General features: G+C 68.9%; 14 protein-coding genes. 11 read left to right on the forward strand and 3 right to left on the reverse strand.

The features are described from left to right. Positions 1-230: 230 nt before the first annotated feature. From murG to BST42_RS25965, 11 genes are all read left to right on the forward strand, one after another. Positions 231-1,361: an undecaprenyldiphospho-muramoylpentapeptide beta-N-acetylglucosaminyltransferase gene (murG, locus tag BST42_RS25915; protein ID WP_110918790.1), complete on the forward strand. Its 1,131-nt coding sequence runs from the start codon at positions 231-233 to the stop codon at positions 1,359-1,361. 50 nt (positions 1,362-1,411) lie between these two features. Then, on the forward strand, positions 1,412-2,821 hold the full coding sequence (gene murC / locus BST42_RS25920; RefSeq protein WP_083122636.1) for a UDP-N-acetylmuramate--L-alanine ligase: 1,410 nt from the start codon (positions 1,412-1,414) through the stop codon (positions 2,819-2,821). Then, positions 2,818-3,759, forward strand: a complete 942-nt coding sequence (locus BST42_RS25925; protein ID WP_083122579.1) for a cell division protein FtsQ/DivIB — start codon at positions 2,818-2,820, stop codon at positions 3,757-3,759. Before murC ends, BST42_RS25925 begins: the two co-directional genes overlap by 4 nt. Positions 3,760-3,946: 187 nt before the next feature. Continuing rightward, positions 3,947-5,113 carry a cell division protein FtsZ gene (ftsZ, locus tag BST42_RS25930; protein WP_083122580.1) on the forward strand — a complete coding sequence of 389 codons (1,167 nt, stop codon included), beginning with the start codon at positions 3,947-3,949 and terminating at the stop codon, positions 5,111-5,113. A 30-nt stretch (positions 5,114-5,143) separates the two neighbouring features. Next, positions 5,144-5,848, forward strand: a complete 705-nt coding sequence (pgeF, locus tag BST42_RS25935; protein WP_083122581.1) for a peptidoglycan editing factor PgeF — start codon at positions 5,144-5,146, stop codon at positions 5,846-5,848. Beyond that, complete coding sequence (locus tag BST42_RS25940) at positions 5,845-6,591, forward strand: YggS family pyridoxal phosphate-dependent enzyme (protein ID WP_083122582.1); 747 nt, start codon at positions 5,845-5,847, stop codon at positions 6,589-6,591. Before pgeF ends, BST42_RS25940 begins: the two co-directional genes overlap by 4 nt. Before the next feature lie 64 nt (positions 6,592-6,655). Next, on the forward strand, positions 6,656-7,336 hold the full coding sequence (locus BST42_RS25945) for a cell division protein SepF (RefSeq protein ID WP_036344684.1): 681 nt from the start codon (positions 6,656-6,658) through the stop codon (positions 7,334-7,336). Positions 7,337-7,448: 112 nt separating this feature from the next. Next, positions 7,449-7,739 (forward strand): YggT family protein, encoded by a 291-nt coding sequence (locus BST42_RS25950; RefSeq protein WP_005144500.1) that lies wholly within the window; start codon positions 7,449-7,451, stop codon positions 7,737-7,739. A gap of 205 nt (positions 7,740-7,944) precedes the next feature. Continuing rightward, on the forward strand, positions 7,945-8,763 hold the full coding sequence (wag31, locus tag BST42_RS25955; RefSeq protein WP_083122638.1) for a DivIVA-like cell division protein Wag31: 819 nt from the start codon (positions 7,945-7,947) through the stop codon (positions 8,761-8,763). A 26-nt stretch (positions 8,764-8,789) separates the two neighbouring features. After that, positions 8,790-9,185 carry a phage holin family protein gene (locus BST42_RS25960; protein WP_083122583.1) on the forward strand — a complete coding sequence of 132 codons (396 nt, stop codon included), beginning with the start codon at positions 8,790-8,792 and terminating at the stop codon, positions 9,183-9,185. A gap of 62 nt (positions 9,186-9,247) precedes the next feature. Then, positions 9,248-10,600, forward strand: coding sequence for a TIGR01777 family oxidoreductase (locus BST42_RS25965; RefSeq protein ID WP_083122584.1), 1,353 nt, complete (start codon positions 9,248-9,250; stop codon positions 10,598-10,600). A gap of 2 nt (positions 10,601-10,602) precedes the next feature. Here the strand turns inward: BST42_RS25965 and BST42_RS25970 are convergent, their stop codons facing one another. From BST42_RS25970 to BST42_RS25980, 3 genes are all read right to left on the reverse strand, one after another. Next, the gene (locus tag BST42_RS25970; protein ID WP_083122585.1) at positions 10,603-12,417 is read right to left on the reverse strand and encodes a pyruvate kinase; all 1,815 of its coding nucleotides are present in this window, start codon (positions 12,415-12,417) and stop codon (positions 10,603-10,605) included. 98 nt (positions 12,418-12,515) lie between these two features. Beyond that, entirely contained in the window at positions 12,516-13,739 is a 1,224-nt protein-coding gene (locus BST42_RS25975) for a serine hydrolase domain-containing protein (RefSeq protein ID WP_083122586.1), read from the reverse strand. A 5-nt stretch (positions 13,740-13,744) separates the two neighbouring features. After that, a complete protein-coding gene (locus tag BST42_RS25980; protein WP_207569579.1) occupies positions 13,745-14,458 on the reverse strand; it encodes a type 1 glutamine amidotransferase in 714 nt (237 codons plus the stop codon). Positions 14,459-14,474: the final 16 nt, after the last annotated feature.

The following is a 14,474-nucleotide window of genomic DNA, read 5'->3' on the forward strand; positions in this document are numbered from 1 at the left end:
GGTTTCTTCTCCGGCCCGGCCCGCCCGGCCAGGCCGGAGAAGAAACCGGCCAAGAAGTCGGCCCGCACAACCCGGTCCACGCGTGACCGCGCCGCCCTATCTGCCGCTTCAACTGCTAAAACGAGGACGGCCCAGCGACCCACCCGACGCTCAGGGCATCATGGTGACGCTCCGCGTAACAGCGCGCAGCAGCCGGATCAGGGAAGCAGTCGCGCACGGCGGTCCCGCACATTGGAAGGTCAGCGTTACGGGTGAGTGACTCGGTGTCGGTTGTGCTTGCCGGTGGAGGCACCGCCGGGCATGTCGAACCGGCCATGGCGGTGGCTGATGCGCTCAGAGCGCTGGACCCGGGCGTCCGGATCACCGCACTGGGCACCGCGCGCGGTCTGGAGACCAGGCTGGTTCCGGACCGCGGCTACGACTTGGAACTCATCACGCCGGTGCCGCTGCCGCGCACAGTCAATGGCGATCTGATGCGTCTGCCGCTGCGGGTCCGCCGCGCGGTGCGGGAAACCCGCGCCGTGCTCGATGATGTCGCCGCCGACGTGGTGATCGGGTTCGGCGGGTATGTCGCCGTTCCCGCCTACCTGGCGGCACGGCGCCGTCGCATCCCCGTCGTCGTGCACGAAGCCAACGCGCGCGCCGGCATCGCCAACAAACTCGGCGCCCGCAACGCCCGCACAGTGCTGGCCGCCGTACCCGATTCGGGACTGCGGCACGCCGAGGTGGTGGGCATGCCGGTGCGGGCGTCGATCACCTCGCTGGATCGGGTCGGGCTGCGCGCACAGGCCCGCGAGTACTTCGGCTTCGCCGAGGACGCCACCGTGCTGCTGGTGTTCGGTGGGTCGCAGGGCGCGGCCTCGATCAACCGCGCGGTGTCGGCCGCCGCGGCCGATCTGGCCGGCGCGGGCATCGCGGTGCTGCACGCCCACGGCCCCAAGAACACCCTCGACCTGCGCAGCGCCGAGCCCGGGGAGCCGCCCTACGTCGCGGTGCCCTACCTGGACCGGATGGACCTGGCCTACGCCGCCGCCGACCTGGCGATCTGCCGGTCGGGCGCCATGACGGTGGCCGAGGTGTCGGCGGTCGGGCTGCCCGCGGTCTACGTCCCGCTGCCGATCGGCAACGGCGAGCAGCGGCTGAACGCGCTGCCGGTGGTCAACCCCGGTGGCGGGCTGCTCGTCGAGGATGCCCAGCTGACCCCGGAGTTCATCGCCAACGACGTGGTCGGGCTGCTGACCGACCCGCCGCGACTGCAGGCGATGACGGCGGCCGCCGCACGGGTCGGACACCGGGACGCCGCGCAGCGGGTCGCCGAGGTGGCCCTCGACATCGCACGCGGCGGAAAGGGTCGCCGGTGAGCGCGCCGGCGGGTCCCCGGGAGCTGCCGCCGGAGCTGCAGCGCGTGCACATGGTGGGCATCGGCGGCGCGGGGATGTCGGGTATCGCGCGGATCCTGCTGGACCGCGGGGGACTGGTGTCGGGTTCCGACGCCAAGGACTCCCGCGGTGTGGTGGCGTTACGGGCCCGCGGCGCGGTGATCAGCATCGGTCACGACGCGGCCAATCTGGACCTGTTGCCGGGCGGCCCGACCGCGGTGATCACCACCCACGCGGCGATCCCGAAGACCAATCCCGAACTGGTCGAGGCCCGCAAGCGGGCGATCCCGGTGATCCTGCGCCCGGTGGTGCTGGCCAAACTGATGGCCGGTTTCCGCACGCTGATGGTGACCGGCACGCACGGCAAGACCACGACCACCTCGATGCTGATCGTCGCGTTGCAGCATGCCGGACTGGATCCGTCCTTCGCCGTCGGCGGCGATCTCGGCGAGGCAGGTACCAACGCGCACAACGGAAGTGGCGACTGCTTCGTCGCCGAGGCCGACGAGAGTGACGGCTCGCTGCTCGAGTACACCCCGGATGTGGCGGTGGTGACCAACATCGAGGCCGACCACCTCGATTTCTTCGGCAGTGCCGACCGCTACACCGCGGTGTTCGACGCGTTCGTCGAACGCCTTGCTCCCGGCGGGGCGCTGGTGGCCTGTGCAGACGATCCGGGTTCGGCCGCATTGGCCGAACGCAGTGCGGCCCTTGGGGTTCGGGTCTTGCGCTACGGTGAAGGCCCCGCGGACGGACTGGCCGGTGCGCTGATCGGCTGGGAGCAGCACGGCACCGGCGCGGTCGCCCACATCCAGTTGGCCGGCGAGGCGCATCAGCGGGTGCTGCGGCTGGCGGTGCCGGGCAGGCACATGGCACTCAACGCCCTGGCTGCGCTGCTGGCGGCGGTCGAGGCCGGTGCGCCGATCGGCGAGGTGCTCGACGGGTTGGCCGGGTTCGAGGGGGTGCGGCGGCGCTTCGAGCTGGTCGGCACGGCCGACGGGGTCCGGGTCTTCGACGACTACGCCCATCACCCGACCGAGGTCAGGGCCGCTCTGACCGCGCTGCGGGCGGTCGCCCAGCAGGACCGGACCGGTCACCCCACGATCGTCGGCGCGCGCAGCATCGTGGTGTTCCAACCGCATTTGTATTCGCGCACAAAGACTTTCGCGCGTGACTTCGGCAGCGCGCTCGACACCGCCGACGAGGCGTTCGTACTCGACGTCTACGCGGCGCGTGAGCAGCCGATCGCCGGGATCAGCGGTGCGACGGTGGCCCAGCACGTCAGCGTGCCGGTGCACTACGTTCCCGACTTCTCGGCGGTGGCTGCGCAGGTCGCCGCGTCGGCCCGCCCGGGTGACGTGGTGGTCACGATGGGCGCTGGTGACGTCACGATGCTGGGGCAGGAGATCCTGGCGGCGTTGCAGGCCAAGGGGAATCGATGACCGAGCCCGAGGACGGGGAGGGCAGCGCCGAGGCGCCGCCCATCCTGCCCAAACCGACGAACGGCAGTGAAAGTGCGGGTGACGACGAGCAAAACGTCGATCTCGGCGAAGAAAATCAGGTCGTCGAAGGCCCCCGCATGCGGGAACGCCGCGAGCGGGCCGAGCGCCGCGCCGCGCAGCTCCGCGCCACCGCGATCGAAGAGGCACGCCGGGAGGCCAAGCGCCGGGTTCGCGGTGAGACCACCGACGCGCCGAAACCCCTGGGCAAGAGGACTGTCCGCGGTCTGCGGCTGTTCATCTGGCTGATCGTTCTCGCGATCATCAGTGTCGGGCTGGGATTGATCCTCTACTTCACGCCGGTCATGTCGGCGCGTTCGCTGGTGATCACCGGAATCGGTGCGGTGACGCGTGAGGAGGTCGTCGACGCCGCGAAGGTTCAGTTGGGCACGCCGCTGCTGCAGATCAACACCGACCAGGTGGCCGATCGGGTGGCCGGCATCCGGCGGGTGGCCAGCGCGCGGGTGCAGCGCGAATATCCGTCGACGTTGCGGATCACGATCGTCGAGCGGATCCCGATCGTGGTCAAGGACTATCCCGACGGCCCGCATCTGTTCGACAAGGACGGGGTGGATTTCGCGACGGCCCCGCCGCCGCCGGGGCTGCCCTACATCGACGTCGACAAGCCCGGCCCGAGCGATCCGCCGACGCGGGCCGCACTTGAGGTGATGACGGCGTTGCGCCCGGAGGTGGTGGGCCAGGTCAGTCGGGTGGCCGCGCCGTCGGTGGCGTCGGTGACGTTGACGCTGACCGACGGGCGCACGGTGGTGTGGGGGACCACGGACCGCACCGAGGAGAAGGCGGAGAAGCTGGCCGCGCTGCTGACCCAGCCGGGCAAGGTCTACGACGTCTCGAGTCCGGATCTGCCGACGGTCAAGTAGCCGGTCGGCGCAGGCCGGTGAGGAAATTCGCCGACGACACCCCGGCGCGCCTCCCACATCCAGACACCACCGGCCATACCGTTCTGGTTGCACGGCACTACTTGACATAACTCTAAGCCTCTGGTTGAGGTTGAGGGTTTGCCGGAAGGGCCGAAGACCCGATCCCCACCTGGGAGGAAGACAGACGATGACCCCCCCGCATAACTACCTCGCCGTCATCAAGGTCGTTGGCATCGGCGGCGGCGGCGTCAACGCCGTCAACCGCATGATCGAGCAGGGACTCAAGGGCGTGGAGTTCATCGCGATCAACACCGACGCCCAGGCGCTGTTGATGAGCGACGCCGACGTCAAGCTCGACGTCGGCCGCGACTCCACCCGTGGTCTCGGCGCCGGCGCCGACCCCGAAGTCGGCCGCAAGGCCGCCGAGGACGCCAAGGACGAGATCGAGGAGCTGCTGCGCGGCGCCGACATGGTCTTCGTCACCGCCGGCGAGGGCGGCGGCACCGGCACCGGTGGTGCACCCGTGGTGGCCAACATCGCCCGCAAGCTGGGCGCGCTGACCGTCGGCGTGGTGACCCGCCCGTTCTCCTTCGAGGGCAAGCGCCGCTCCAACCAGGCCGAGAACGGCATCCAGGCGCTGCGCGAGAGCTGCGACACCCTGATCGTCATCCCCAATGACCGGCTGCTGCAGATGGGCGACGCCCAGGTGTCGCTGATGGACGCGTTCCGCAGCGCCGACGAGGTGCTCCTCAACGGCGTGCAGGGCATCACCGACCTGATCACCACCCCGGGTCTGATCAACGTCGACTTCGCCGACGTCAAGGGCGTGATGAGCGGTGCGGGCACCGCCCTGATGGGCATCGGCTCGGCCCGCGGTGACGGCCGCGCTCTCAAGGCCGCCGAGATCGCGATCAACTCGCCGCTGCTGGAAGCCTCGATGGAAGGTGCGCAGGGCGTGCTGCTGTCGGTGGCTGGCGGCAGCGACCTGGGCCTGTTCGAGATCAACGAGGCCGCCTCACTGGTGCAGGACGCCGCGCATCAGGATGCCAACATCATTTTCGGCACCGTGATCGACGACTCGCTCGGCGACGAGGTCCGGGTTACGGTCATCGCCGCCGGATTCGACTCCGCGGGCCCGAGCCGCAAGCCGGTGGTCGGTGCCGCCGGTGCCGCCACCGGGGCGCAGCCCATCGCGCCCGGTGCGGCGGGCAAGCTCAGCTCGTCGCTGTTCGACCCGATCGACGCCTCGAGCGTGCCGGTGCACACCAACGGCGCGACGGTGAGCATCGGTGGCGGCGACGACGGGGGCATCTCCGACGACGACGTCGACGTGCCGCCGTTCATGCGGCACTGACGCTTTCCGCACTGCCGCAATACTGGGTTTGTGACAGTCATCCGCCGCGTGACCACCACCCGTGCCGGTGGTGTCTCGGTCCGACCGTTCGACACCTTCAATCTCGGTGACCACGTCGGCGACGATCCGAAAGCGGTCGCCGCCAACCGGAAACGGCTGGCCGCCGCGATCGGGCTGCCCGAGGACCACGTGGTGTGGATGAACCAGACCCACAGTGATCATGTCGCCGTCGTCGACGCTCCGCGTACCGACGCCGTGGACGACACCGATGCGCTCGTGACGACGACGCCCCGACTCGCCCTGGCCGTGGTGACCGCGGACTGCGTGCCCGTGCTGATGTCCGACGTCCGCGCCGGGGTGGTGGCCGCCGTCCACGCCGGCCGCGTCGGTGCCGCCGACGGCGTGGTGCTGCGAACCCTGGACACCATGCTGGCCAACGGTGCTCACGCGCACGACATCTCGGTGCTGTTGGGCCCGGCTGTCAGCGGCGCCAACTATGAGGTGCCCGAACAGATGGCCGCCGACGTCGAAGCACGGCTGCCCGGCAGCCGGACCCGGACCGCGAAGGGCACCCCGGGCCTGGATCTGCGGGCCGGGATCGCCAGGCAACTGCGCGACGCCGGGGTCACGGCCATCGACGCCGATCCGCGCTGCACGGTGGCCGACACCAAGCTGTTCAGCCACCGACGTGACGCTCTGACCGGTCGCCTGGCGTGTTTGGTGTGGATGGAATGACGAGCCCCACGGACCGGGAAGCTGAACTCGCCGGCGCCCTGGCCGCGCTGACCGATCGGCTCGCGGCAGCCGCGCGTGCCGCCGGTCGCGATATCGACGAGATCGACCTCCTGCCGATCACCAAGTTCTTCCCGGCGACAGATGTCGCCATCTTGTGGCGGCTGGGTTGCCGGGTGTTCGGTGAATCCCGCGAACAGGAGGCGTCGGCGAAGATCGCCGAGGTGGCCGATCTCACCGGGGTGAGCGACCTGCGCTGGCACATGGTCGGTCAGATCCAGCGCAACAAGGCCAAAGCGGTTGCGGCATGGGCGGACACGGTCCACTCGCTGAGCACCACCAAGGTGGCCGCCGCGCTGGATCGCGGTGCCGCGCTGGCCATCGAGGAGGGGGTACGGAGTGCGCCGATCAATGTGTTCGTCCAGATCAGCCTCGACGGGGACACCTCACGCGGCGGTGTGGACATCGGGGATCCGGCCGCCGTCGACGAGCTCTGCGCCCTGGTCGCCGAGGCCGGCGGATTGCGGCTGGCCGGCTTGATGGCCGTCCCGCCGCTGGGCGCCGATCCCGACGCGGCTTTCGCCGCGCTGGCCGACGAACACCGGAGGATATTGCGCAATCACCCTGCTGCGACAGCGTTGTCGGCGGGGATGTCCGGTGACCTGGAGGCGGCGGTGCGACACGGTTCTACGTGTGTGCGTGTCGGAACCGCGCTTATGGGACAACGTCCTCTAACGTCTCCCTGAGTAGTCACTCCAGTCACATCTTCATCACAGACACCGCACTTCACGCTTTCAGAAGGGTCCAGCGATGAGCACTCTCCACAAGGTCAAGGCCTACTTCGGTATGGCCCCGATGGACGACTATGACGACGAGTACTACGACGACGACGACCGCGGCGCTCACCGCGGTTACGCGCGCCGTGAGCGCTTCGCCGACGACGAGTACGAGCGCCCGGGCCGCTTCGACGACCGCGACCCGCGGATGGGTCGCGAGTACGAGGATCTCCGGGACCCGCGCGAGGCCGACTACGCGCCCACCGGCGGTTTCCGCGCCCAGTACGGCGACGAGCCGCGGTTCCGTCCGCGCGAGTTCGAGCACCCCCACGACATGCCGCGCTCGTCGCGGTTCGGCTCGCTGCGCGGTTCGACCCGCGGCGCACTGGCGATGGACCCGCGCCGGATGGCCGAGCTGTTCGAGGCGGGCAGCCCGCTGTCGAAGATCACCACTCTGCGCCCCAAGGACTACAGCGAGGCCCGCACCATCGGCGAGCGCTTCCGCGACGGCCAGCCGGTGATCATGGACCTGGTCTCGATGGACAACGCCGACGCCAAGCGGCTGGTCGACTTCGCCGCCGGTCTGGCCTTCGCCCTGCGCGGGTCGTTCGACAAGGTGGCAACCAAGGTGTTCCTGCTGTCGCCGGCCGACGTCGACGTCAGCGCCGAGGAGCGCCGGCGGATCGCCGAGGCGGGTTTCTACAGCTACCAGTGACCACATGGACGAACGACGCCACAGGCCTTAGGTAGGCTGACTGCGTCGCGCTGGCCTCAAACCAGCGATGTCGGCAATGTCACATCCGCTGTTGATTAAGGACCGGCTTTAGTTGTCGCTGTTCTTCGAAATCCTTGGCTTCGCGCTGTTCGTGTTCTGGCTGCTGCTGATCGCCCGGGTCGTCGTCGAGTTCATCCGGTCGTTCAGCCGGGATTGGCACCCCCGAGGACTCACCGTGGTGATCCTCGAATTGATCATGACGGTCACCGACCCACCGGTGAAGCTGCTACGTCGGCTTATCCCGCAGCTGACCATCGGTGCGGTCCGGTTCGACCTGTCGATCATGGTGCTGCTGCTGGTCGCGTTCATCGGAATGCAGCTGGCATTCGGCGCCGCCGCGTGAGGGCGGCAATCTACCCCAACGGGCCGCGAAATGCGATTAGCCACGCCGTGGAAGCGGTATCCAGAAAATTGAAATTAGCTCTTAATTAGGCAACCGGCGGTTCTGGTGTGACAGGATGGACGCCAGTTACAGTACGGACCGACGAACGTTCGACACGTTCTAGACTTTGCACCCGTTCAACCGTTCAGACCCGAGGGGGCAGATGATGCCACTTACACCGGCCGACGTGCACAATGTGGCGTTCAGCAAGCCGCCCATCGGCAAGCGAGGCTACAACGAGGACGAGGTCGACGCCTTCCTCGACTTGGTGGAGAACGAGCTGACCAGGCTCATCGAGGAGAACTCGGATCTGCGCCAGCGGGTCGCCGAGCTCGACCAGGAGTTGTCGTCCGCCCGCTCCGGCGGCGCGGTCCCGCAGCCTACGCAGGCCATTCCGGTCTATCAGCCCGAGCCGGAGCCCGAGCCCACCCCGGCTCCCGCGCCGCAGGCGGCCCCCGCCCCGGCGCCGAGCCCGGCCGCCAGCGAGGAGCAGGCCATCAAGGCGGCTCGCGTGCTGGCCCTGGCCCAGGACACCGCCGACCGGCTCACCGGCACGGCCAAGGCCGAGGCCGACAAGCTGCTCGCCGATGCGCGCACCAACGCCGACCAGATCCTGTCGGAGGCCCGGCACACCGCGGAGACCACGGTCGCCGACGCCAAGCAGCGCGCCGACGCACTGCTCAGCGATGCGCAGAACCGTTCGGAGACCCAGCTGCGGCAGGCGCAGGAGAAGGCCGACGCCCTGCAGGCCGACGCCGAGCGCAAGCACACCGAGATCATGGGCACCATCAACCAGCAGCGCACTGTCCTCGAGGGACGGCTCGAGCAGCTGCGGACGTTCGAGCGCGAATACCGCACCCGGCTCAAGACCTACCTGGAGTCCCAGCTCGAGGAGCTGGGTCAGCGTGGATCGGCCGCACCGGTCGATTCCGGCGCTGCCAGCGACGGCGGTGGCTTCAACCAGTTCAACCGGGGCAATAACTGAGCGCTGCACGCGCTGGAGGTTGATCGATGCTGATCGTTGCGCTGGTGCTGGCGGTGATCGGCCTCGCGGCCCTGGTCACCGCAGTCGTCACCAGCAATGAGCTGGTTGCGTGGGTATGCATCGCGGCCAGCGTGGTCGGAGTCATCCTGCTGATCGTCGACGCGATCCGGGAGCGCCAGCAGCGTCGTATCGATGACGCGGAACCGGCGGCCGTGACGGCACCCGACGAGTTGGTGGAGTCCTCGGCCACCGCCGAGACCACTGCGTACTCGGAAACCGACGAGACGGTCGACACGACCTATTCGACGTTCGACGCCGACTACCCCGAGGACGAGGGGCCGGCCGCGGCGGAGCCCGAAACTGTCGAGGACGCCGCCGAGGAGCCTGACGAGCAGAAGTCCGGCGAGTCCGGCTCACGCTGACCTTTTCGTGACCCCTGCGGTGCGCGCAGTCAATCGTGTGCCCGCACGGGTAAAAGTGAGCCATGGGCATCCACTACTCGAGCATCGTCGACCATCCTGTCGACGAGGTCTTCGCCTGGCACACCCGGCCCGGCGCGATGCGGCGGCTGGTTCCGCCCTGGCAACCGATGCAGGTCATCGCCGAAACCGAGTCGCTGGCCGACGGCCGCGCGGTTCTCGGCCTGCCCGGCGGCCTGCGCTGGGTGGCCCGGCACGATCCCGCGGGCTATCACCCGCCGCACCAGTTCGTCGACGTGCTGTCCTCGGACGGAGTGATGACGCTGCCGCCGCGAATCATCGGCTGGTGGCGGCACACCCACATGTTCGCCGACGCCGGTAATGGCCGCACCGAGATGCGTGACGAGGTGGACACCACAGTGCCCGGCGCTGCGCTGCGCTCGACGTTCGTCTACCGGCACCGGCAGGTGGCCGACGACCTCGCCGCCCACCGGGATGCCAGGCACGCCGGGGCCCGCCAGTTGTCCGTCGCCGTCACCGGGTCCGGCGGTCTGGTGGGTACCGCGCTCACCGCCCTGCTCACGACCGGCGGGCACCGGGTGATCCGGCTGGTGCGCCGCGAGCCGGTCCGGCCTGACGAAAGACAGTGGGAGCCAAGTGCTCCCGCGGCCGATCTACTCGCGGGGGTCGACGCTGTCATCCACCTGGCCGGCGAGTCGATCGCCGGGCGCTTCACCGAGGCCCATCGCCGCGCGATCCGCGATTCCCGCATCGAGCCGACCCGCAGGCTTGCCGAATTGGCCGCCGGCGCGCGGGTGAGTGCATTCGTCAGTGCCTCGGCGATCGGGATCTACGGGTACGACCGCGGCGACACCGAGCTGTCCGAGGACAGTGCGCGTGGTGACGGTTTCCTCGCCGACGTGGTGGCCGACTGGGAGGCCGCCATCAAGCCCGCCTCGGACGCGGGCGTTCGGACGGTCTGCGTGCGCACCGGGATCGTGCAGGCCGCGCGCGGCGGCACGCTGCGGCTGATGCGCCCGCTCTTCGCCGCCGGCCTCGGTGGCCGGTTGGGCAGCGGCGAGCAGTGGCTGTCGTGGATCGGCCTCGACGACCTGCTCGACGTCTACTACCGCGCCGTCTACGACGAGGCGATGGTGGGTCCGGTCAATGCCGTCGCGCCGAATCCGGTGCGCAACAAGGCATATACCAAGGCGCTCGCGGCGACGCTGCATCGCCCGGCGGTACTGCCGGTGCCGTCGCTCGGTCCGCGGGTGCTGCTGGGTAGGCAAGGCGCCCGGGAACTGGCCGAAGCGAATCAGCGCGTGCTGCCTGCCAAGCTGGCAGAACTGGGCCACCGATTCCGGTATCCGGAGGTCGAGAGCGCGCTGGCCCACGAGCTCGGGCACGACCCCGGCTAGCCTCAGTCGGTGGCCCGCCACGACTGCAGACTGCGCAGCAGCGAACTCTTCTTGTGCTCGTGGCCGGCCATCCGCCCCAGCACATCGTCGAGCGTGACGACCGCGTCGGTGATGTAGGGGCCTTTGTTGAGCATCACGCACTCGGCGCGTTCCGCCGTTGCCGCATCGGTGATTTCGGCCCGGGACGGAAGCCCGGTGGTGGCGAGCTGCTCGAGCACCTGGGTCGCCCAGATCACCGGCAGGTGCGCGGCTTCGCAGAGGCACAGTGTCTCCTCCTGCAACTCTGCCAACCGTTCGTAGCCGACCTCGACGGCCAGATCACCGCGGGCGATCATCACCCCGACCCGGCGTCGGCGCATCGCGGTGAGCAGCAGCCGCGGCAGATGCTCGAAGGCCAGCCGTGTTTCGATCTTGAGCACCACGCCGAGATCGCGGTCGCCGAGACGGTCCAGTTCGTCGAACAGCCGGATCACGTCGGCCGGTTCGCGGACGAAGGACAGTTCGACGAAGTCGGCCAGCTCGACCACTGTCGCCAGGTCCTCGATGTCCTTCTCCGTCAGTGCCGAGATCGGAAGGTCGGTGTCGGGAACGTTGATTCCCTTGCCGGCGCGCAACTTTGCCGTGCCGTGTGCGGGACGATCGATTCGCACGTCGAGGGCGTCGGCGGTCACCGCGACCACCACGCCGCCGAGTTTCCCGTCGTCGAAGAACACGCGTTCGCCCACCTCGGCGGTGTCGAACACCTCGGGCAGTGTGCAGCCGATCCGCGGCGGCTGGCCCTCGTCGACCGGTGCCGGCGTGCAGTCGCGGGTGACCCGCACGACGTCGCCTGCGGCCAGCCGCAGGCTCTGCTCGACCGCAGGCAACTCGCCGACCTTGGTGGAGTCTTTCCGTCCGGCCTTCAGAACTGTTCCGCTGCCCACATACGTGGTCTTCTCGGTGGTGACGACGAAGCCGCCGGGCGTTGCGGCGGCCAGCAGCAGCCGTCGCTTCGATCCGCGGGTGTCGCGCAGCACCAGCTCGTCACCCTCGGCGCGGTTGGCCAGCCAGTCCGCTTTGACCGGCAGAGTGACCAGATCCGGCTCCGGCGGGCGGGCCGGCCGTCGCGCCGAGGTCAGCCAGCCGCGTCCGGCGGCCACCACCTGCCCCTGGGCGTTGCGGGTCGGCCGAAGACGCACCACCCGGGGTCCCGGCTCCAGCGGACCGGTGCGCAGTTTCGGCCCGCCCAGGTCCATCGCCACCAGGCAGGGCCGATCCGCGGCTGCGGCGGCGGCACGGACGTTGGCCGCCATGGCTTTCCACGCGACGGCGTCGTCATGGGCGCAGTTGATCCGGGCGATCCGCATACCGGAGTCGATAAGTGTGCGCGACAGGCCGGGATCGGTGGCCGCCTCGGTAGGCAGGGTGACCATGATCCGGGCCGCGCGGTCCTCGGCTGCCGGCCCCAGCAGCTCGGTGGCGTTGCGCTCGAGAAGTCGGGTGCCCTCGGCGACCTCCACGCAGACCTGGTCGTTCGGAGTCCAGCCTTGACCGCGCATCGCCGCGATCGCCGCCGACACCAGGCGCAGCGTCGCCTGGACGTGTGCTTCGCTGCGGCCCAGCGAGGAGAGTCCCAGTTCGCTCAGCTGCTGTTGGGTATCGCGAAGGTCGACCTGGCGCATCGCCCAGTAGTGCACCAGGTTCGTTGCACTGCAACGGTTCTCATCGGCTACCGGGTCGGTCCACGGTTGCCATCGCAACTCGGCATCGGCCAGCTGGGCCAGCAGCGCGTCGACATCACTGTGCAGCTTCGCCAGCTGCTGCGCGTCTGCGGACATGGTCTGGGACGCTAGTCACTCCAGGTTGCGGTTAGGTGAACGGTTGCCTGTCGGCAGTCGGCCCACACCGGGCTGACCATGTAATCGTCGGCGCGGACCTATTTCGCGGGCGGCAGGGGTGGGGCGTCGTCGGGAGCCATTTCCGCACCGATCTTGCGGAACAGCGTGTCGGCGGCGTTGGTGTAGTCGCCCGACGCATCGAACGCGTCCTGGTCGTAGGTCACCGCCACGGCGATCGCTATCTTCCGGCTCGGCAGATAGCCCTCCACAGCGGCGTAACCCGAGAACAGCGGGTTCTGCAACAACCAGCTCCCGGAGACGACGATTCCCAGCCCGTATGTGTATACGTCATTTTGGACCGCGCACGTGGCGCAGCCCGATAGCGCGGTGGTCTTCCCGCGCAGCTGTGGCGAGATCATTCGTTGGTACGACTCATGCGAGAGCAGGCGTCCCGAACCGATGCCCTCGGCGGAGGCGGCCAAGTCGTAGATATCGGTGGTCTGGATTGCGCCATGGGTGATCGTCCAGGACGGATTCCAGAACGTGGATTCCTCGTAGAACGGCGTGCCGGCCGGGATGCCAAGGGCAGCGCGTCGCTCCGAGGAGAACGCATGAAGCACCGGATCAGGGATGTTCGGTGTGAACGAATTCGACGTATTCTTCAGCCCGAGAGGGTCGAGCACCTTCTGGCTCAACAGCGTCGGCATGGCCTGGCCCGTCGCTTTTTCCAGGGCCAGTCCGAGCAGCACATAGTTGGTATGGGCATAGTTCCAGTTCGTGCCCGGTTCGTAGAGCAACGGCTTGTCTACGGCGTAGCTCAGCAGCTCATGGGTCGTCCACTGCCGGAACGGGTTGCGGTACAGCTCGGCGTTCATCGGCCCGTTGCCGATGACGTAGTCGACGTAGCCGGAGGTCATCTGGGCGAGTTGACCCAGGGTCACCTGATCGGAGTGGGGTACTTCTGGCAGCCATCGGGAGAGCTTGTCGGAGAGGGCGACCTTCTTTTCGTCGACGAGCCTCAGCAGCAGGGTGGCCACATACGAGATCGCCACAGCACCGTTGCGGAAGTGCATTGCGGTCGTGGCGGGAACACCGGTCATCGATTCGCCGTCTGCCCGGGTCAGCACCTCCTTGCCGTCCACGGTGACCCGCACCAGCACCGCCCTCAGATGCGCCTGCGCCATCGTGTCGCGCACGATTGTCGTGATTGCCGCGGCGTGAGGCGACGGGTGTGGCGCACTCGGGGTGGCCGGCGACCCGCAGGCGGTCGCCACCAGCAACGCTGCCAACGCGGCCGCGAGGGTGGACCGGACTGCCGTCATGGCAGTCAGCGAGCCACCTTGGCGACGAATCCGCGCACCAGCTGCCTGAGTCGTCGTGCCGCATCGTCGACATGAGTGGTGGTGTCGGCACGCAGGTCCTCGGCGCGCAGCCCGAGCCGGGTCAGATCCCCGTCGCCGCGGGTGCGGTCATCGTCGATCCACAGCTCCAGCAGCTTATGGTCGAGCTCGGGGTGAAACTGCAGGCCGAGCACCGGGCCGTGAACGAAAGCCTGTGTGGCGCGCCCATTCTGGGCGATCACGGTGGATCCGGGCGGGGCGGTGAAGCGGTCGAAGTGCCACTGGAACCACGGTCCGTCGTCCGGCACCAGTTCGGGGTCGCTGCTGTGCACCTGATGCCAGCCGATCTCGGGGTCGGGGGAGCGCTGCACCGAGCCGCCGAGCGCGGTCGCCACCAGCTGACCACCGAAGCACACTCCGAGCACACCGACACCGGAGTCGGCGGCGCGTCGCACGACGTCGATCTCACCGGCCACCCATGGCAGCCGGTCGTCGTACACCGCCCACCGCGAGCCCAGCGGCACGATCACGTCGTAGCGGGTGGGATCAGGGAAGGTGACGTCGACAGTGGGGTCCGACGCGCGCTGCGCCGGGACGACCTCGAATGTGTCGACGTCGAAACCGAGTTCGGTGAACGTCTCGCCGAGCAGCGCCTCGGGGGCGATCGGATCGTTGTAGATGAACAGGACCTGGCGGGGCACCCGCATACGGTACGGC

It is taken from the genome of Mycolicibacterium rhodesiae, from assembly GCF_002086695.1.
Taxonomy (GTDB): Bacteria; Actinomycetota; Actinomycetes; order Mycobacteriales; family Mycobacteriaceae; genus Mycobacterium; species Mycobacterium rhodesiae.